Origin of the sequence: Mesorhizobium sp. CO1-1-11 (genome assembly GCF_020164995.1) — a bacterium.
Taxonomy (GTDB): domain Bacteria; phylum Pseudomonadota; class Alphaproteobacteria; order Rhizobiales; family Rhizobiaceae; genus Mesorhizobium; species Mesorhizobium australicum.
On sequence record NZ_JAIUHE010000001.1, the window covers coordinates 374,437 to 391,316 of the forward strand.

Genomic DNA, 16,880 nt, shown 5'->3' on the forward strand with positions numbered 1-16,880 from the left:
CATCATGGACGCTACATCTCTCGCAACGCTCTGGGCCACCATTGCCCTGATCATCTTCCTGGCCATCGCCATCTACATCAAGGTGCCCGGCATGATCGCCAAGGCGCTGGACGCCCGCGCCGCCAGGATCAGCAGTGAACTCGACGAGGCCCGCAAGCTGCGCGACGAAGCCCAGCAACTGCTCGGCCAATACAAGAAGAAGCGCAAGGAAGCCGAGCAGGAGGCCGCCGACATTGTAGCGGCCGCCAAGCGCGAGGCCGGACTGCTGGCTGCCGACGCCCACAAGAAGACCGAGGATTACGTCGCCAGGCGCACCGCGCTTGCCGAGCAGAAGATCGGACAAGCCGAGCGTGACGCGGTTGCCGAAGTGCGCGCCAGCGCCGTCGACATAGCCGTCGAGGCGGCACGCGCATTGCTCGCCGCCAAGGTTGACGCCAAGGCCGGAGCCGACCTGTTCAGGTCCGCGCTGCAGGATGTGAAAGCCAAGCTGAACTGAGCGTTCTTCGGTCGCTGGCATGAAGCCGCCCGGGCAACCCGGCGGCTTTTTTCGTTCGGGAAAGCGCGGAGCGTCGAAGCTGCCGATCTCCCCCACGAGGGAAGATCGGCATTGCCACTGCCGTCGCCCTACTCCAGCCCGGCCAAGCTCTCTTCCTCAACCACTTCAGTCCCGCCCAGCCGGAACGGCGCGAACGAGGTGCGATGCAGCCGAGCCACTGGCCCATGCGCCTCGATCGCCGTGCGGTGCCGGACCGTGGCGTAGCCCATATGGATTTCGAAGCCGTAGCGGCCGTGATGATTGCCGCAGCCGCGCATCATGCGGTCGCGCATGACCTTGGCGACGATCGAGGCTGCGGCGATCGATTGGGAGCGCTGGTCGCCCTTGATCAGCGCGCGCCCCTCGCAGGGCAATCCCGGCGGCACGTCGCGCCCATCGGCGAGCGCGAGCTTAGCCTGCACCGGCAGCCCGACCAGTGCGCGGCGCATCGCTTCGAGGCTCGCCTTGAGGATGTTGCTGCCATCGATGCCCTCGGCGCTGATCGAAGCCATCGAGACGCCGAGAGCGGAGCCGATGATGTGCAGGAAAAGCGCTTCGCGCTGCAGGTGGCTAAGCCGCTTGGAATCGTCGAGACCCTCGGGAATATTGGCGGGGTCGAGCACCACTGCCGCCGCGACCACGGGACCCGCGAGCGGGCCGCGACCGGCTTCGTCCATCCCGGCGACCGGCCACAAACCATCGGCCATCGCCTTCGTCTCGAAGGAGAAATCGGGTTTCTCGACGATTTCGAAGAGAGGCGGAGAATCAGAACGCGCGCGAGCCATGTTGCGGCGAGGTTCGCATCGGCTCCGATTCTCCGCAAGTCCCTCCGGGTCGGGTGGGGCGCCGGACCGGGAGGGCACCGTCTGCAGGCCGGGGCAGGCCGGACGGGGTTTCTTTGCCACGGCGGCAATGAACAGCCGAGGCGATTTTCGGTTCAGAGCAGCATCAACTGCTCCTGGTCCTTGCCGGCAGCGACGAACTGATCGGTCCGCAGCGTACGCCGCTCGGCATTGAGGCCGAGCCGCTTTGCGGTGATTTCGAAGCGCCGGCCGATCTGCCAGGCATAGGGTCCGGCGCCCTTCATGCGCTTGCCCCATTCCGAATCGTAGTCCTTGCCGTCGCGCATCGAACGGACCAGCGACATGACGTGGCGGTAGCGGTCGGGATAGTGGCGCAGCAGCCAGTCCTTGAAGATCGGGCTGACCTCCAGCGGCAGGCGCAGCACCACGTAGCCGGCCTCGCGCGCCCCGGCATGGTGCGCCGAGTCGAGGATGCGTTCCATCTCCTGGTCGGTCAGGCCCGGAATGATCGGCGCCACCATCACCGAAGCGGGGATACCGGCATCCGAAAGCTGCCTGATCGCCTCCAGCCGCTTGGTCGGCGTCGATGCCCGAGGTTCCATCGTCCTAGCCAGCATGCGGTCAAGCGTCGTCACCGACAGCGCCACCTTGGCCAAGCCCCGCTCCGCCATGCGCGACAGAATGTCGATGTCGCGCACGACCAGGGCTGACTTGGTGACGATGCCGACCGGGTGGCCGCGCGCCTCCAGCACTTCGAGGATTTCGCGCATGATCCGGTACTGCTTCTCGATCGGCTGGTAGGGATCGGTGTTGGTGCCGATGGCGATGGTGCGCGGCTGGTAGCCATCCTTTGACAATTCCTTGTCGAGCAGGCGTGCCGCGTCGGGCTTGGCGAACAGCTTGGATTCGAAGTCCAGGCCCGGCGACAGGCCCATGAACGAGTGTGTCGGCCGCGCGAAGCAATAGACGCAACCGTGCTCGCAGCCGCGATAGGGATTGATCGACCGGTCGAAGGAGATGTCGGGCGATTCGTTGCGGGTGATGATGGTGCGCGGCTTTTCGACCTGCACCTCGGTCTTGAAGGGAGGAAGTTCCTCCAGCGAACTCCAGCCGTCGTCGAAGACATGCCGGCTGACAGGTTCGAACCGGCCGGACGGATTGATGCCTGCCGACCGGCCGCGGTTGCGGTCCGGACGGACCCGCATGCCGCTCTGCTCGATCATCGCGTTGGCCATTTCGGCTCGCCCTGCTCCGAAGGCTGCAATGTCGGCGCGCATGATCGGTTCCATCTTCGCCCGCTCCCAGGGACTGTCCATGTTGTGTCGAATCGCTCTGCTCATGAAACTATTCCTATTTTGTCGATGAGAACAAATCAAGAACTTTCTATGGTGCGCTGCAAAAACTGGCGCCGACCAACGCTTTCCGCTATTCGGCTAACCATGCTCAGTGTTCTGATTGAAACGCACAATAACGAGGAGGGTCTCGCCCGTACGCTGTCGACGCTGATTGGCGGCGCGGTCGAGGGCGTGGTGCGCGAGGTTGTCGTCTGCGACACGGGCTCCAGCGACCAGACGCATCGCGTCGCCGAGCATGCCGGCTGCCACTATGTGGGGAGCGGGGGCATCGCCGCCGGCATCCGCCAGGCCAAGGGTGACTGGCTTCTGTTTCTCGAACCGGGTGCGAGGCTGGTGGAGGGCTGGATCGACGCCGTCGTCGCCCATACGGCCAGGCAGACAATGGCGGCCCGGTTCTCGCGGGCGCGGGGCAGCCGTCCACCGTTCCTGGCCCGGGTCTTTTCGGCAAACCGCGCGCTCGCCGACGGACTGGTGATCAGCAAGCGACAGGCGGCGTCGCTGTCCAAGAATGACGGCACCGCCGAGGCCTTAGCGCGCGGGCTGGCGACCAGGCGGCTCGACGCCGAAATCTGGCCAGCGCAGCCGAAGCAGCAGCACCGCTCTCGGGGGTGATTTTTGCAACGGCTCTGCGTGGCGTTGCTTACGACGCCGATTTGCCGCGCCGCAGATGTTCGTCCAGGCGCGGCATGATCTCGACGAAGTTACAGGGCATGTGCCGGTAATCGAGCTGTGGCTCGAGGATACCGTCCCAGGCGTCCTTGCAGGCGCCGGGCGAGCCCGGCAGCACGAAGACGAAAGTGGCGTTGACGACACCGCCGGTCGCCCGGCTCTGGATCGTCGAGGTGCCGATCTTGTCATAGGAAATGCGGTGGAACACTTCCGAAAAGCCGTCCATGCGCTTTTCGAAGATCGGCTCCAGCGCCTCGGGCGTCACATCGCGTCCGGTAAAACCGGTTCCGCCAGTGGTGATCACGACGTCGACGGCCTTGTCCCGCGACCACGCCAGAACGGTGTCGCGGATTTTTTCGCGGTCGTCGGTGACGATATCGCGGGCGGCCAGGATGTGGCCGGCCTTGGTAATGCGATCGGCCAGTGTCTGGCCGGATTTGTCGTCGGCCAGACTGCGTGTGTCGGAAACAGTCAGCACCGCGATGCGCACCGGAATGAAGGCACGGCTCTCGTCAATTCTGGCCATCTCGCCCAGCCTCCGACGCCATGCTGCGCGTTGCCGCGACGAACCAGTCGGGCTGGCGGCCGCGGATCTCGGCCGCCGCGCGCTTGGCGACATTGCCGGTCTCGAACAGGCCGAAGCACGTCGCGCCCGATCCGGACATTCGTGAAAAGCCCGATCCGGCCTTATCAAGCCATGAAAGCGCCCTGCCGATGGCGGGCTGCATCGCAAGGGCTGGCCGCTCGAGATCGTTGCGGGTGATTTCCAGCCAGTTGCGCAGGCTGTGAAAATCGATGCTGCGCGGCAGCGGCGGCAGCGGCTCATTATCGCGACGGGAGAGTGCGGCGAAGATTTCCGTCGTCGAGACCGGCACGCCCGGATTGACCAGCACGAGACCCAGTGCTGAAAAATCCGGCACCATCGACAGTTCCTCACCGATGCCGCGCGCGACCAGCGGCTTTGCCGCCAGGCACATCGGCACATCGGCGCCAAGCGAAAGACCGATCCGCGCCAGTTCGGCGCTGTCGAGCTCCAGCCCCCAGCTCTCGGTCAGCCCGCGCAGCACGGCCGCCGTGTCGCTCGACCCTCCGCCCACGCCGGATGCGACCGGAAGGTTCTTTTCGAGCCTGATGCTTACCGGCGGCGTGCTCCGAACGCCGGCGGCCTGCCGCAGGGCGTCGCGGCCCTTCAGCACAAGATTGCCGCCATCGAGCGGTACGTCCGCCGCATAGCGGCCGGACACGCTGAACTCATCGGCGTCGGTCGGCGCGATCTCAATCCTGTCGCCAAAGCGCGTGAACACAGCCAGGCTTTCGATGAGATGATAGCCGTCGGCGCGCCTGCCGGTGACGTGCAAAGCTAGGTTTATCTTGGCGGGTGCGGCCCATGTCCGGACACGCTGACCGGATTCCGCAGTCTCGATTGCGAGTGAAATGAGGGTCAGTCCTTGGCCAGCCGGTATTCGCCGGTCTGCGGATCTTTGACCAGCGTTCCCATCGCGCCGTTGGCCGCCTGTTTTTCGGTGCGCCGCACCTTGGCCGTCACGCGTTCAGCCTCGCGCACGAAGGTGCGGTAACCGAAATAGGCGGCGACGCCGACGACGGCGAAAAAAATGAGCTGCGGCATGTCAAACTCCTACCACGCTGGGCCGGTAAGACCGGCCGGTCGGGTCTTTCGGGCAACCATGCTAGACGCTTTCATGGCTTTTTCAAAGCCCGAAGCGCGCCCACGATGCGCGCTCTTCCGCCGCATTGATGACGCCGCTGGCGGCAGCCGCCGCGATATCGGGCGCCGAAAAGCCCTTGCTCGAGCCGAACAGGCCAAAGCGGCCGAACAAACCGCGCGGCGCCGCCACCAGCCTGAGCTGGGTCTTCGGCCCGAAGCGGGTCTTCAGCACCGTGCGCATGTCGCCCAGCGCATCGACGAGGCCGAGCTCCAGGCCTCGCTTGCCGGTCCAGAACAGCCCGGTGAACAGGTCCGGATCGTCCGCCAGCTTCGTACCGCGGCGCTCCTTGACCAGATCGATGAAGGTCTCGTGCACTTCGAGCTGCAGCACCTTGAGCCGCTCGACGTCTTCCTTCTTCTCGGGCTTGAACGGATCGAGCACCGCCTTGTTCTGGCCGGCGGTGTGGACACGGCGCTCGATGCCGATCTTCTTCATCAGTTCCGGGAAACCGAACGAGGCCGACACCACGCCGATCGAGCCGACGATGGAGGAGGGATCGGCGAAGATCTCGTCGCCGGCGACCGCGATCATGTAGCCGCCGGACGCCGCGACATCCTCGACGAAGACCAGGACCTTTTTATTCTTCTCGACCGCAAGGTCGCGGATGCGCTTGAAGATCAGCCGTGACTGCACCGGCGAGCCGCCCGGCGAATTGATCGAGATCGCGACCGCCGGCGCCTCGAAGGAAAACGCCTTTTCGATCAGTCCGGCGGTGGAAGCAAGCGACAGGCTCGGCCGGAACTGGCCTCCGCCGGCCATGATGGTGCCGTGCAGTCGGATGACCGGAACGGTGACGACGGAGGAGCGCCAGGACTTCGGCAGCAGGCGGTTGAAAAGACGTTTCACGATGGCGTGGTCTCCGGCGATGGTTGCAGGCATGTAGGGATTTCCCGGCCAACGGCAATGTGTAGGCCGCCAACAGCTCAGTCTCCGAACAGCGAGGCGAGCCCGTTGGTGATCATTTCGCTGCGCTCGTCGGGGCCGTTGCCCGATCGCGCGTGAAGCATCAGGGGCGGACGGATGGCGAGCTTTCCTCGTGCCCCAAGTGCTGCCCGCACGATAATGCGGATTGCGGCCGCGTCCGGGCGAGGGTGCACGGCGAGCATCTCGGCTTCGCCGAAGCGGCCTGAAATCGCGTCGAGAATGGCGCCGAGCTGTTCGGGCCGGGCGATGACGGCAAGCCCGCCGCGCGGCCTGACAACCGCCGCCGCACTGCGGATCCAGCTTTCGAACAGTCCGTCCTCCATGACATGCGCTTCCTTTCTTAGCGGCTCGGGAGTGGCGCGGTCCCGTGCGGCGTTGAAAGGCGGGTTCATGATGACGAAGTCGAAATCATTGTCGGCAAGGCCGGTGGCGGCCCGGGCGCGGCCCGACACGGTGACATCGGCGACGAGCACGGCAGCGCGATCGCTGAGGTGCGCGTTGCCCGGATGGGCAAGCGTGGCTGCCGCGAAGGCCGCCATCTCAGGCGCGCGTTCGACCAGCACAGCCTGGGCACCCGGACAGCGCGACAGCACCGCAAGACCGGCAGCACCGGCGCCGGCCCCGAAATCGGCGAGCCGTCCGCCAAACGAGGACGGTACGGATGCGGCCAGCATCATTGCATCCATCCCGGCGCGATGGCCGCCATGCTTGGGCTGCACGAGCCAGAACCGGCCGCGGTGGAACGCGTCGACCGTGTGGGCCGGCGTATCCGGGACAAGGGCGGCTGGCGCGGCCGACATTATTTCCCCCGGATCTCGTTGGCGATGCCGGCATCGGTCAGGATGCGGCGCGCGGCGTCGGCCTGGTCGGCATCGACCATGACGCGTCGCGGCAGGATACCAAGCGAGCCGTCGAGCACGCTCATGTTCTGGTCGGCGACGAAGCAGCCGATCCCGGCATCGCGCATCAGCGATTCGACAAAGGAGATGATGACGGCGTCGTTGGTGCGGATGAGCTCTATCATCGCAAGAAACTCGCAGGTTGCGGCGTGCATGTAAACGTGCGGCCGCATTCCCGCATTTCCCGGCGTTGACACGCTGTCGCCGCCGCCGCGCCAATTCGCCACTTGCCGTGGCCGTGCCAGCGGCCCTAGAGTCTTGTCGGGACTAAGGGTGCCGTCGCACGCGTTATACCAAGACGGGAGTGATTGTCGTGGGTGTCGTTCTCAACATCGAAAACGGGAAGCGGGAGCCCGCCTCCATCAAGGATCTCATCGATCTGACTGCTGCCGATATGGGACGTGTCAACGAGCTGATCCTGTCCAAGGCCGGCTCCGACGTCGAGATGATCCCCGAGGTCGCCAATCACCTGATCTCGTCCGGCGGCAAGCGGCTCAGGCCAATGCTGACGCTGGCTGCGGCACAGATGTTCGGCTATGCCGGCGAGGGCCACGTCAAGCTCGCCACTTCGGTCGAATTCATGCATACGGCCACGCTTCTGCATGACGACGTGGTCGATGAAAGCGGCATGCGGCGCGGCAAGAAGACCGCCCGCATGATCTGGGGCAACCAGGCCAGCGTGCTGGTCGGCGACTTCCTGCTCGGCCAGGCCTTCCGCATGATGGTCGATGTCGGCTCGCTCGAAGCGCTCGACATCCTGTCCAGCGCAGCCTCGATTATCGCCGAGGGCGAGGTCATGCAGCTGGCCGCCGCCAAGAACCTCGAAACCACCGAGGACGAGCATTTCGCCGTCATCAAGGCCAAGACCGCCGCGCTGTTTTCGGCCGCCGCCGAGGTTGGCCCAGTCATCGCCCAGGCGACCCGCAACGACCGTGCGGCGCTGCGTTCCTACGGCATGAATCTCGGCCTTGCCTTCCAGCTGATCGATGATGCGCTGGACTATGGCGGCACCAGCAAGGATCTGGGCAAGAATGTCGGTGACGATTTCCGCGAGGGCAAGGTGACCTTGCCGGTCATCCTCGCCTACCGGCGCGGCAGCAAGGCCGAACGCACCTTCTGGAAGCGCGCCATCGAGGACAATGTCACCGACGACGCCGGGCTGGAAAAGGCGATCGGCCTGATGACCCGCCACGGCGCCATTGCCGACACGATCGGGCGCGCCCGCCATTTCGGCGAGATCGCCCGCGACGCGCTGGCGCCGCTGGAAGAGACGCCGCAGAAATCGGCGCTGATCGACGTCATCGACTTCTGCATCAGCCGCGTGAACTGAGCGCCTGACGGCTTCCTGCCGGGGGCCGTCAGTGAAAAGACGCCTGTGAATTCGCCCTGCCGTCTCGACAGGCAGACCAGTCGCGAATTATCTATAAAACATGGCTAAGGGCACTGACGACACCATAGCGGTACGCATTGGCAAGGCGTTGGCGGATCGCATCATCTCCGGCGCGATCGAGCCGGGGGCGAGGTTGCGGCAGGATCATGTCGCCGAGGAATTCAACACCAGCCACGTTCCCGTGCGCGAGGCCTTTCGCCGACTCGAGGCGCAGGGCCTCGCCGTCAGTGAGCCGCGTCGTGGCGTGCGTGTCGCGGCCTTCGATCTGGGCGAGGTCAAGGAGGTCGCCGAAATGCGGGCCGCACTCGAAGTGCTGGCACTGCGCCAAGCCGCGCCGCATCTGACCTCGGCCATTCTCGACCAGGCCGAGGAGGCGACAAAAGCCGGCGACAAATCCCATGACGTCAGGTCGTGGGAGGAGGCCAATCGCGCCTTTCACCGGCTGATCCTGACGCCCTGCGGCATGCCCCGCCTGCTTGCCACCATAGACGACCTGCACGCGGCAAGCGCGCGCTTCCTGTTCGCGGCTTGGCGCTCGGAGTGGGAGACGCGCACCGACCAGGACCACCGGGCGATCCTCACCGCCTTGCGGCAGGGAAACACCGAATCGGCCGCGGCAACATTGGGACGGCATGTCCAATGGATTGGCCGCAAGCCGGTCAAGACAGCCTCCGGCGCCACGCGCGAAGCTTTCGCGATCGTGGGTTGAACGATCTTTTCCCAAGCCCAGGCTTGCTATCGCTCCAGAAATGTGGATTCGATAATAGATCGAAAACAGAAATTATCTATAATTTCGGATCGACCGAAGGGAAGCCTATGACCAACCTCGCATTCTCGTCCGCCAGACCGTCCTTCAGCCCGCTGCGTCTCCAGCAGCGATCGCTCGGTTGGCAGGCCGGCGCCGTCGTGCTCGGCACGCTCTTCCTGGCGCTGTCCTCTTACATCGAGGTTCCGATGGTGCCGGTTCCGGTGACCATGCAGACCTTCGCCGTGACGCTGATCGGTGCGCTCTATGGCTGGCGGCTTGGCGCGGTGACGATCGCCGCATGGCTGGTCGAAGGTGCTGTCGGCTTTCCAGTCCTGGCCGGCGGCGCTGCCGGCATTCAGCATTTCGTGGGCCCGACGGGTGGCTATCTCTTTGCCTTTCCTGTCACCGGCGCACTGGTCGGTTGGTTGGCCGAGCGCGGCTGGAACGGCAACAGGGTTTTGCCTGCCTTCGCCGCCATGCTGCTCGGCAATCTTGCCTGCCTGGCTCTCGGCACAGCCTGGCTTGCCGTCATGATCGGCGCCGAGAAGGCCATCACCTTCGGCTTCGTGCCGTTCATCGTCGGCGGGTTGCTGAAATCGGCGCTTGGCGCCGCGACGCTGATGGCGCTCCCGCGCGGCAAGATGAACTTGCCGAAGCCGTGACGGTCAGGCTGCGCGCCCACCATCTCCTTTGCCTGCTCACCTATGTGGGCAAGGGATACAGCCCCGCTTTCACCGCCAATTATGACGGAATCGCGGAGCGCTTGAGCCGGGGCGAGGACATCCTCCTCGTTTCCGGACCAGACGACATCTGCGCTCCGTTGCTTGGCGAGCCGGAACCGCACTGCCTGCGTGACGGCGCGGCCGGGCGGGACCGGCAGGCCGCGGAAGACGTGGAAGCGCTGCTGGCTCGGCCGATCCGGCACGGCATCCGCCTCGATCTCGATGCCGCCATCCTGACAAGGCTGCGGCAGGCGTTTTCGACCGGCCACGTGCGCAAGGCGTGCGGCGGCTGCGAATGGAGCGGGCTGTGCGGCGCGGTGGCAAGCGGCGGCTATCGCGATACGCGGCTGCGGCGGCCTGTTGACGCGCAAAACCGTCCCATTTAGCCATGGTTTGTTAATCGGGTGACCCGATTGTGAATTTCAGGCGGATTGAAGCGCGACCCCAAAAAGGCCATGCTTTGCCTGGAAAGATCGAGTCTGGGTCGATCCGCTGACGCGGAGATGGCGCCTGGCTGAAAGGGATATGATGCAGCAAGGACGTGCGCGCTGGCTGACAAGGCTGGCAATTGTGACGGGCATGGCGATTTCGGCATTGCCGGCCTATGCCAAGCAATCCACCGAACCGGTCAAGATCTCGTCATTCTCGGGCGCCTATCTGGCTGCCAGGATCGCCGAGGGCGACAACGACCTCGACAGCGCCATCGCCTATTACAAGCAAGCCCTGGCCTTCAATCCTGGTGACACAGCCCTGCAGCAGAGCCTGATGCTGTCGCTGATCGCTCAAGGCCGCTTCGACGAATCGCTGGTCTATGCCGACAAGCTCAAGGAAGTGCCCGATGTCGAGCGCTTCTCGCGCCTGGCGCTGGCGGTCGACACCTTCCACAAGAAGGATTTCACCAAGGCACAGTACTGGCTCAAGCTGTCGCTGGAATCCGATCTCGATCGGCTGATCTCCGGCGTCATGTCCGGCTGGGCCGAGCAAGGTGCCGGCCAGGCCAGCGAAGCGATGGTTTCTATCGACAAGCTGCAGGGGCCGGACTGGTTCGGCCTGTTCAAATCCTTCCACCGCGCCCTGATCGCCGATGCGTCTGGTATGCCTGAAAAGGCCGAGGCTATCTATGCCGCGACGATGCAGGACACCACCGCCGGCGGTGCGGCGCCTGAAACCTGGATGCGCAATGCGCAGGCCTATGCCTCGTTCCTGGCCCGTAAGGGCGACAAGGCCAAGGCGATGTCGGTTCTCGACCAGGCCGAGGCGTTCTCGCCGGGCAAGCTGGAAATCGTCGCCTTGCGCGACAGGATCAGCAAGGGCGACAAGATCGCGCCCTTCGTGTTCGGTCCGTCCGACGGTGCTTCCGAAATCCTGCTCGATCTTGCCACCGCGCTCAACCGTGGCGGCGGCGAGCCATTCGTGCGCCTCTATTTGCAATATGCCTTGGCCCTGAAGCCCGACAGCGACGCTGCCCTCGTGCAGCTCGCCGCCGTTGCCGAACAGCTGAAGAACGGCGAGGGCGCCATCGCGCTCTATCGGCGCATCCCCGACTCTTCGCCGCTGAAGGCAATTTCGGACCTGCAGCTTGGCCTCAACCTTGCCGATCTCGACCGCCATGACGAGGCGATCACGCATCTGAAGGCCTTCGTCGAAGCTCATCCCAACGACATGCGCGCCTATCTGGCGCTCGGCGGTGTCTACTCCTCGAAGGATGATTTCCGCTCCGCCGCCAATCTCTACGACAAGGCCGTCGAGGTGCTGAAGACACCGACCGCCGCCAACTGGAACATCTTCTATCAGCGCGGCATCGCCTATGAACGGCTGAAGGAATGGCCGAAGGCCGAGCCGAATTTCCGCAAGGCGCTGGAATTGCAGCCAGACCAGCCGCAGGTGCTGAACTATCTCGGCTATTCCTGGGTCGACATGAACACCAATCTGAAGGAAGGCCTGGAGATGATCCAGAAGGCCGTCGATCTCAAGCCGAGCGACGGCTACATCGTCGATTCCCTGGGTTGGGCTTATTTCCGCCTCGGCCGGTTCGATGACGCGGTGCGCGAAATGGAACGCGCGGTCTCGCTGAAGCCGGAAGATCCGGTTCTGAACGACCATCTCGGCGATGCCTACTGGCGCGTCGGCCGCAAGCTGGAAGCCACCTTCCAATGGAACCAGGCCCGCGACCTGAAGCCGGATCCCGACGTGCTTGCCTCCTTGCAACAGAAGCTGATGAAGGGCCTGCCGCCGATCGAGTCCAACACGGCGCAGGAGACCCCGAAGGTCAAGCCGGAGCCGGTTCCCGCCCCGAAGGGGTGAGACGCCTTTTTGGAATCCGAACGGGGCTCTCGGAGCCCCGTTTTCGTTTTGATGTCCGTCTGCTCAGAACGCGCTCAGAACATCTTTCGATAGACGACGAAGCCAGAGCGTTCGCCGACCTTGTCATAAAGCTTCATCGCCGCGTGATTGGTTTCATGCGTCAGCCAGTATACTCGGCCGGAACCGGCCACCTGGGCGCGCTCGTAGACGCCTTCGATCAGCGCCCGGCCGACGCCTTTGCCGCGCGAGGCTTCGTTGGTGAAAAGATCCTGCAGATAGCAGTTCGGCGCGATTGCCGTCGTGCTGCGGTGGAACAGGTAGTGGACGAGGCCAAGCAACTCGCCTTCGTTTTCCGCGACCAGCGCATGCACTCGCTCATAGGCGTCGAAGAAGCGGGACCACGTCATTGCCGTGATGTCGCTTGCCAGCGCCGTCTCGCCCGAACGGCCATAGAAAGCGTTGTAGCCGTCCCACAGCGGCAGCCATCGGTCGAAATCCTGGCGCGTGACGGGGCGGATGGTGACGGGGTTGGACATGGCTTGACCTGTCGTCGTTGACATGGGTGATACAGGGCTTCGAAGAGAGCGCAGGTCGCCACGTCCGGCAATGGGCCAGCCGCTCGCGAAGCTTTCGACCGGTCCTGCAAAGGTCGCGGGCGCGCGCCTTGCTTGACGCTTCGCCGCCGTGTCTCTAGGACGTGGCCGCAAGCTAGCCCGTGTCGCCGAGGCCACCGTGACGATTGAAATCCCAGCCCATATGCATCCCAGCCGCTCATTCCAGGGGCTGATCCTCACTTTGCACAATTACTGGGCGGCTTATGGCTGCGTCATCCTCCAGCCCTATGACATGGAGGTCGGCGCCGGCACCTTTCACCCGGCAACGACGTTGCGCGCGCTAGGGCCCAGGGGCTGGAACGCCGCCTACGTCCAGCCTTCGCGCCGTCCCAAGGACGGCCGCTATGGCGAGAATCCCAACCGGCTGCAGCACTATTACCAGTACCAGGTGATCCTGAAGCCCAATCCACCGAACCTGCAGGAGCTTTACCTCGGCTCGCTTGCGGCGATCGGCGTCGATCCTCTGCTACACGACATACGCTTCGTCGAGGACGATTGGGAAAGCCCGACTTTGGGCGCCTGGGGGCTTGGCTGGGAATGCTGGTGCGACGGCATGGAGGTGTCGCAGTTTACCTATTTCCAGCAGGTCTGCGGCATCGAATGCGCGCCGGTGGCGGGGGAACTCACCTACGGCCTGGAGCGCCTGGCCATGTATGTGCAGGGCGTCGACAATGTCTACGACCTCAACTTCAACGGCCGCGAGGGCGCCGACAAGGTGACCTATGGCGATGTGTTCCTGCAGGCCGAGCAGGAATATTCGCGCCACAATTTCGAATACGCCGACACGGCGATGCTGCTCAGGCATTTCGAGGACGCCGAGGCCGAGTGCAAGGCGCTGCTCGAGGCCGGCGCGCCGGCGTCGAACGACAATCTGCCGATGCACAAGATGGTCTTCCCGGCCTATGACCAGTGCATCAAGGCCAGCCATGTCTTCAATTTGCTGGACGCGCGTGGCGTGATCTCTGTCACCGAGCGCCAGAGCTACATTCTGCGGGTGCGCAATCTGGCGAAGGCCTGCGGCGAGGCGTTCTTGAAGACGCAGGCCGGTGGATTGGCGGCCTGAGCCTCAAGCGCCCTCGATCATTCCGAGGGAAGCATGGATCGGCGGCAGGATCTGGCCGCTCTGGCCAGCCATTGTCCGTAGCGCCTGCCGCACGCCCGGCATCGAGAAGGCGCCGTGGGCCTGCGCGGTGAAGCAGGCGCTGAGCGCAAGGATTTGAAGAAGTCTGGATGCCGTTTTCATCGTCGTTCAGCCAATAGTTCCCTGCCTGAGCGTGGGTCGCTTCAGCGCAGCTTTCGGTTCATGGAAATCTTTGATCCAAGGACGGGCGGGTTCGGCTCGTCCCGACAGAGTGGCCAAAATTTATGGAAAGGGTGACAGCGGCCAGCCGAGTTGCTATGCCCCGCCCGGACCACTCACCCGCATGAGCTGACCCCGATGCCTGACCTGCTTCTTGAACTTCGTTCCGAGGAAATTCCTGCCCGCATGCAGCGCAAGGCGGCGGGCGATTTGAAGAAGATGCTGACCGACGGTCTGGTCGAGGCGGGTCTCACCTATGAGGCGGCGCGTGAGTATTGGACGCCCCGGCGCCTTACGCTCGATATACGCGGGCTCACCGCACGCTCGAAAGACATTCACGAGGATATCAAGGGGCCGTCGACATCGGCGCCAGAACAGGCGGTCCAGGGCTTCCTGCGCAAGGCCGGCCTGTCTTCGATCGCCGAGGCGCATGTCCATTCCGACCCGAAGAAGGGCGACTTCTACGTCGCCCATATTTCGAAGCCGGGCAGGGCGGCTGAAGAGATCATCGCTGGACTCGTGCCTGGCATCATCCGCAATTTTCCGTGGCCGAAGTCGATGCGCTGGGGACCGGCCTCGGCCAAGCCGGGCTCGCTGCGCTGGGTGCGCCCGCTGCAGTCGATCCTGTGCACCTTCGGCCCCGAGACCGAGGAGCCGGTGGTGGTCGATTTCGAGATCGACGGCATCCGTTCGGGCAGCATCACCTACGGCCACCGTTTCCTCGCGCCCGGCGAAATCACCGTGCGCCGCTTCGACGATTATGTGGGCAAGCTGGAGGCGGGCAAGGTCGTGCTCGACGCCGACCGTCGCAAGGAGATCATCCTCGCCGACGCCCGCAACCTCGCCTTCGCCAACGGGCTCGACCTGGTCGAGGATGAGGGGCTGCTTGAAGAAGTGTCGGGGCTGGTCGAGTGGCCTGTCGTGCTGATGGGCGAGTTCGAAGAGGCTTTCCTGGCCATTCCGGCGGAGGTGATCCGCCTGACCATCCGCGCCAACCAGAAATGCTTTGTGACGCGGCCGCAGGGGGAAAGCGATGCGCTCTCCAACCGTTTCATTCTCACCGCCAACATCGAAGCCAGTGACGGCGGCAAGGAAATCGCGCACGGCAACGGCAAGGTGGTGCGCGCCCGCCTGTCGGATGCGCTCTATTTCTGGACCACCGACCAGGGCGATTTGCCGGACCTTGACCAACTCCAGGCATCGGCCGAAAAGTTCGGGCTCGATCTGAAAAAGCCGCTCGACCAGCGCATGGCCCGGCTCGACCATCTCAACGTGACCTTTCACGCCAAGCTCGGCACGCAGGGCGAGCGGGTGGAGCGCATCAAGCGATTGGCGGAGGAATTGGCGCCGGTCGTTGGCGCCGATCCCACGCTCGCGGGCCGTGCGGCGGTTCTCGCCAAGGCCGATCTCACCACCGAAGTGGTCGGCGAGTTTCCCGAATTGCAGGGGGCGATGGGCCGCAAATATGCGCTGCTGCAGGGCGAGCATCCATCCGTGGCCGCGGCCATCGAGGAGCACTACAAGCCGCAAGGGCCGTCCGATTATGTGCCGAGCGATCCAGTGTCGGTCGCCGTGGCGCTCGCCGACAAGCTTGATACGCTGGTTGGTTTCTGGATCATCGATGAAAAGCCGACTGGGTCGAAGGACCCCTACGCATTGCGCAGAGCCGCGCTTGGGATGGTGAGGCTGACTCTGGAGAATGGAACACCGCTATCGCTTCTTTCCACCATGGCCAAACATCGAAAGACCACTGTTGACCAGATCGATGAAAGGCACGCCAGGGAGCAGGCCGAGTCAGGCGGCGACCATGCGCACGGGCGCGGGCAAGTCGGCGACGGGAAGTCTGTGGATCGAGACCTCCTCGCCTTCTTCCACGATCGCCTGAAAGTCTACCTTCGCGACCAGGGCGCGCGCCACGACCTCATCGATGCGGTCATTACTCCACAGTCCGATGACCTCCTGCAGATCGTGCGCCGCGTCGAGGCGCTCGGCTCTTTCCTCGACACCGAGGACGGCAAGAACCTGCTCGCCGGTACCAAGCGTGCTGCCAACATTCTGGCGGCCGAGGAGAAGAAGAAAACGGCGGTCGCCGAAACCGTCGAGCCGGCGTTGTTCCAGCAAGATGCGGAGAAGTCGCTGTTTGCCGCGGTGAATCAGGCCGAGAAGCAAGCCGGCGAAGCGATTCAAAACCAAGACTTTTCGGCTGCCATGCTGGCGCTTAGCGTGTTGCGTGAACCCGTTGATTCATTCTTTGAGCATGTTCTCGTGAATGATGAGGACCTGTCCGTGCGTGCCAACCGACTGGCGCTGCTCGCGCGCATTCGCACGGCTACCGGTCAGGTCGCGGATTTCTCGAAAATCGCTGGTTGAGAAGCACTTTTCCGAAAAGTCGGCACCGATTTTCTCAGGACAAACGGTTTCCGTTTGTCCTGAGATCACGCCGGGATAGAGGGGCCTCAGGCCCCTGGAAAAATATGTTCCGGCCGGCCCTTCGAGCCGGCTTACAGTCATATGACGATGATCTCTCCGTGGCAAAAGGGGCGTGTTCCCCACCCCAACGGAGGCTTCCATGAATTCCGATCACGAAATCGAAGTGACAGAAGAAACCTCGGCTCCTGCCGAGCCGCTTGAATCCGCTTCCGAAACCGCCCTCGATCACGCCGCTGCGATCACGGTCGAAGCCGCTGATCTGTCTGACGAAGACGGAGATGGCGATGACGAGGAAGGCGACGATGAAGACGGCGAAGAGTCTGACGAAGACGACGCCGATGACACCGTGAAGGCCGAAGGCGATGACGCCGAAGAATCCGAAGACGGCGAGTCCGAAGACGACGACGACAAGGAAGAAGCAGCCTGATTTTTCAGTTAACAGGTTCTCGAGGGGGGGGCG

General features: G+C 64.0%; 20 protein-coding genes. 10 read left to right on the top strand and 10 right to left on the bottom strand.

The window, feature by feature from the left end; translation table 11 throughout:
• Positions 1-4: 4 nt before the first annotated feature.
• Positions 5-496 (top strand): F0F1 ATP synthase subunit B, encoded by a 492-nt coding sequence (locus LB554_RS01790; protein ID WP_224582885.1) that lies wholly within the window; start codon positions 5-7, stop codon positions 494-496.
• A 128-nt stretch (positions 497-624) separates the two neighbouring features.
• On the opposite strand, the gene LB554_RS01795 is transcribed toward LB554_RS01790, so the two are convergent.
• Positions 625-1,320: a ribonuclease HII gene (locus LB554_RS01795; protein WP_224582888.1), complete on the bottom strand. Its 696-nt coding sequence runs from the start codon at positions 1,318-1,320 to the stop codon at positions 625-627.
• 152 nt (positions 1,321-1,472) lie between these two features.
• Positions 1,473-2,627: a PA0069 family radical SAM protein gene (locus tag LB554_RS01800; RefSeq protein ID WP_041163509.1), complete on the bottom strand. Its 1,155-nt coding sequence runs from the start codon at positions 2,625-2,627 to the stop codon at positions 1,473-1,475.
• Between the two features lie 150 nt (positions 2,628-2,777).
• Here LB554_RS01800 and LB554_RS01805 point away from each other — a divergent pair, with 150 nt between their 5' ends.
• On the top strand, positions 2,778-3,305 hold the full coding sequence (locus LB554_RS01805; protein WP_224582890.1) for a glycosyltransferase: 528 nt from the start codon (positions 2,778-2,780) through the stop codon (positions 3,303-3,305).
• Between the two features lie 28 nt (positions 3,306-3,333).
• Here the strand turns inward: LB554_RS01805 and moaB are convergent, their stop codons facing one another.
• The 6 genes from moaB to LB554_RS01835 form a co-directional block, all read right to left on the bottom strand.
• Entirely contained in the window at positions 3,334-3,888 is a 555-nt protein-coding gene (gene moaB, locus LB554_RS01810; RefSeq protein ID WP_224582891.1) for a molybdenum cofactor biosynthesis protein B, read from the bottom strand.
• The gene (locus LB554_RS01815; RefSeq protein ID WP_224582915.1) at positions 3,875-4,798 is read right to left on the bottom strand and encodes a 4-(cytidine 5'-diphospho)-2-C-methyl-D-erythritol kinase; all 924 of its coding nucleotides are present in this window, start codon (positions 4,796-4,798) and stop codon (positions 3,875-3,877) included. Before LB554_RS01815 ends, moaB begins: the two co-directional genes overlap by 14 nt.
• 5 nt (positions 4,799-4,803) lie before the next feature.
• Positions 4,804-4,989: a membrane protein gene (locus tag LB554_RS01820; protein WP_015318848.1), complete on the bottom strand. Its 186-nt coding sequence runs from the start codon at positions 4,987-4,989 to the stop codon at positions 4,804-4,806.
• Positions 4,990-5,071: 82 nt separating this feature from the next.
• Complete coding sequence (locus tag LB554_RS01825; RefSeq protein WP_041163897.1) at positions 5,072-5,935, bottom strand: S49 family peptidase; 864 nt, start codon at positions 5,933-5,935, stop codon at positions 5,072-5,074.
• A gap of 77 nt (positions 5,936-6,012) precedes the next feature.
• Positions 6,013-6,813, bottom strand: a complete 801-nt coding sequence (locus LB554_RS01830; protein ID WP_015318846.1) for a tRNA1(Val) (adenine(37)-N6)-methyltransferase — start codon at positions 6,811-6,813, stop codon at positions 6,013-6,015.
• Entirely contained in the window at positions 6,813-7,037 is a 225-nt protein-coding gene (locus LB554_RS01835) for a DUF2007 domain-containing protein (protein ID WP_015318845.1), read from the bottom strand. Before LB554_RS01835 ends, LB554_RS01830 begins: the two co-directional genes overlap by 1 nt.
• A gap of 188 nt (positions 7,038-7,225) precedes the next feature.
• Between LB554_RS01835 and LB554_RS01840 the strand changes: the two genes are divergently transcribed.
• The 5 genes from LB554_RS01840 (at position 7,226) to LB554_RS01860 (ending at position 12,076) form a co-directional block, all read left to right on the top strand.
• Positions 7,226-8,242 carry a polyprenyl synthetase family protein gene (locus LB554_RS01840; protein WP_015318844.1) on the top strand — a complete coding sequence of 339 codons (1,017 nt, stop codon included), beginning with the start codon at positions 7,226-7,228 and terminating at the stop codon, positions 8,240-8,242.
• A gap of 100 nt (positions 8,243-8,342) precedes the next feature.
• Complete coding sequence (locus tag LB554_RS01845) at positions 8,343-9,011, top strand: GntR family transcriptional regulator (protein WP_224582893.1); 669 nt, start codon at positions 8,343-8,345, stop codon at positions 9,009-9,011.
• A 107-nt stretch (positions 9,012-9,118) separates the two neighbouring features.
• Positions 9,119-9,712, top strand: a complete 594-nt coding sequence (locus tag LB554_RS01850) for a biotin transporter BioY (protein WP_140661438.1) — start codon at positions 9,119-9,121, stop codon at positions 9,710-9,712.
• On the top strand, positions 9,709-10,158 hold the full coding sequence (locus tag LB554_RS01855) for a DUF1284 domain-containing protein (protein ID WP_140661437.1): 450 nt from the start codon (positions 9,709-9,711) through the stop codon (positions 10,156-10,158). The genes LB554_RS01850 and LB554_RS01855 overlap by 4 nt, the downstream gene beginning before the upstream one ends.
• A gap of 142 nt (positions 10,159-10,300) precedes the next feature.
• Positions 10,301-12,076 (top strand): tetratricopeptide repeat protein, encoded by a 1,776-nt coding sequence (locus LB554_RS01860; protein WP_224582895.1) that lies wholly within the window; start codon positions 10,301-10,303, stop codon positions 12,074-12,076.
• A 74-nt stretch (positions 12,077-12,150) separates the two neighbouring features.
• Here the strand turns inward: LB554_RS01860 and LB554_RS01865 are convergent, their stop codons facing one another.
• Positions 12,151-12,612: a GNAT family N-acetyltransferase gene (locus LB554_RS01865; RefSeq protein ID WP_224582897.1), complete on the bottom strand. Its 462-nt coding sequence runs from the start codon at positions 12,610-12,612 to the stop codon at positions 12,151-12,153.
• Positions 12,613-12,808: 196 nt separating this feature from the next.
• Between LB554_RS01865 and LB554_RS01870 the strand changes: the two genes are divergently transcribed.
• Positions 12,809-13,753: a glycine--tRNA ligase subunit alpha gene (locus tag LB554_RS01870; RefSeq protein WP_140617319.1), complete on the top strand. Its 945-nt coding sequence runs from the start codon at positions 12,809-12,811 to the stop codon at positions 13,751-13,753.
• Between the two features lie 3 nt (positions 13,754-13,756).
• Here LB554_RS01870 and LB554_RS01875 read toward each other — a convergent pair whose 3' ends face one another.
• Positions 13,757-13,933: a hypothetical protein gene (locus LB554_RS01875; RefSeq protein ID WP_224582898.1), complete on the bottom strand. Its 177-nt coding sequence runs from the start codon at positions 13,931-13,933 to the stop codon at positions 13,757-13,759.
• A 195-nt stretch (positions 13,934-14,128) separates the two neighbouring features.
• Here LB554_RS01875 and glyS point away from each other — a divergent pair, with 195 nt between their 5' ends.
• Positions 14,129-16,360, top strand: a complete 2,232-nt coding sequence (gene glyS / locus LB554_RS01880; RefSeq protein ID WP_224582900.1) for a glycine--tRNA ligase subunit beta — start codon at positions 14,129-14,131, stop codon at positions 16,358-16,360.
• A 199-nt stretch (positions 16,361-16,559) separates the two neighbouring features.
• The gene (locus LB554_RS01885; protein WP_015318835.1) at positions 16,560-16,847 is read left to right on the top strand and encodes a hypothetical protein; all 288 of its coding nucleotides are present in this window, start codon (positions 16,560-16,562) and stop codon (positions 16,845-16,847) included.
• Positions 16,848-16,880 lie beyond the last annotated feature (33 nt).

Bases quoted from the DNA above. Each gene is read 5' to 3' on its own strand.
- LB554_RS01860 (WP_224582895.1), top strand. From the start codon at position 10,301: ATGCAGCAAGGACGTGCGCGCTGGCTGACAAGGCTGGCAATTGTGACG.
- LB554_RS01790 (WP_224582885.1), top strand. From the start codon at position 5: ATGGACGCTACATCTCTCGCAACGCTCTGGGCCACCATTGCCCTGATC.
- LB554_RS01820 (WP_015318848.1), bottom strand. From the start codon at position 4,989: ATGCCGCAGCTCATTTTTTTCGCCGTCGTCGGCGTCGCCGCCTATTTC.
- LB554_RS01800 (WP_041163509.1), bottom strand. From the start codon at position 2,627: ATGGAACCGATCATGCGCGCCGACATTGCAGCCTTCGGAGCAGGGCGA.
- LB554_RS01850 (WP_140661438.1), top strand. From the start codon at position 9,119: ATGACCAACCTCGCATTCTCGTCCGCCAGACCGTCCTTCAGCCCGCTG.
- glyS (WP_224582900.1), top strand. From the start codon at position 14,129: ATGCCTGACCTGCTTCTTGAACTTCGTTCCGAGGAAATTCCTGCCCGC.
- LB554_RS01875 (WP_224582898.1), bottom strand. From the start codon at position 13,933: ATGAAAACGGCATCCAGACTTCTTCAAATCCTTGCGCTCAGCGCCTGC.
- LB554_RS01865 (WP_224582897.1), bottom strand. From the start codon at position 12,612: ATGTCCAACCCCGTCACCATCCGCCCCGTCACGCGCCAGGATTTCGAC.
- moaB (WP_224582891.1), bottom strand. From the start codon at position 3,888: ATGGCCAGAATTGACGAGAGCCGTGCCTTCATTCCGGTGCGCATCGCG.
- LB554_RS01805 (WP_224582890.1), top strand. From the start codon at position 2,778: ATGCTCAGTGTTCTGATTGAAACGCACAATAACGAGGAGGGTCTCGCC.
- LB554_RS01845 (WP_224582893.1), top strand. From the start codon at position 8,343: ATGGCTAAGGGCACTGACGACACCATAGCGGTACGCATTGGCAAGGCG.
- LB554_RS01795 (WP_224582888.1), bottom strand. From the start codon at position 1,320: ATGGCTCGCGCGCGTTCTGATTCTCCGCCTCTCTTCGAAATCGTCGAG.
- LB554_RS01835 (WP_015318845.1), bottom strand. From the start codon at position 7,037: ATGATAGAGCTCATCCGCACCAACGACGCCGTCATCATCTCCTTTGTC.
- LB554_RS01885 (WP_015318835.1), top strand. From the start codon at position 16,560: ATGAATTCCGATCACGAAATCGAAGTGACAGAAGAAACCTCGGCTCCT.
- LB554_RS01830 (WP_015318846.1), bottom strand. From the start codon at position 6,813: ATGTCGGCCGCGCCAGCCGCCCTTGTCCCGGATACGCCGGCCCACACG.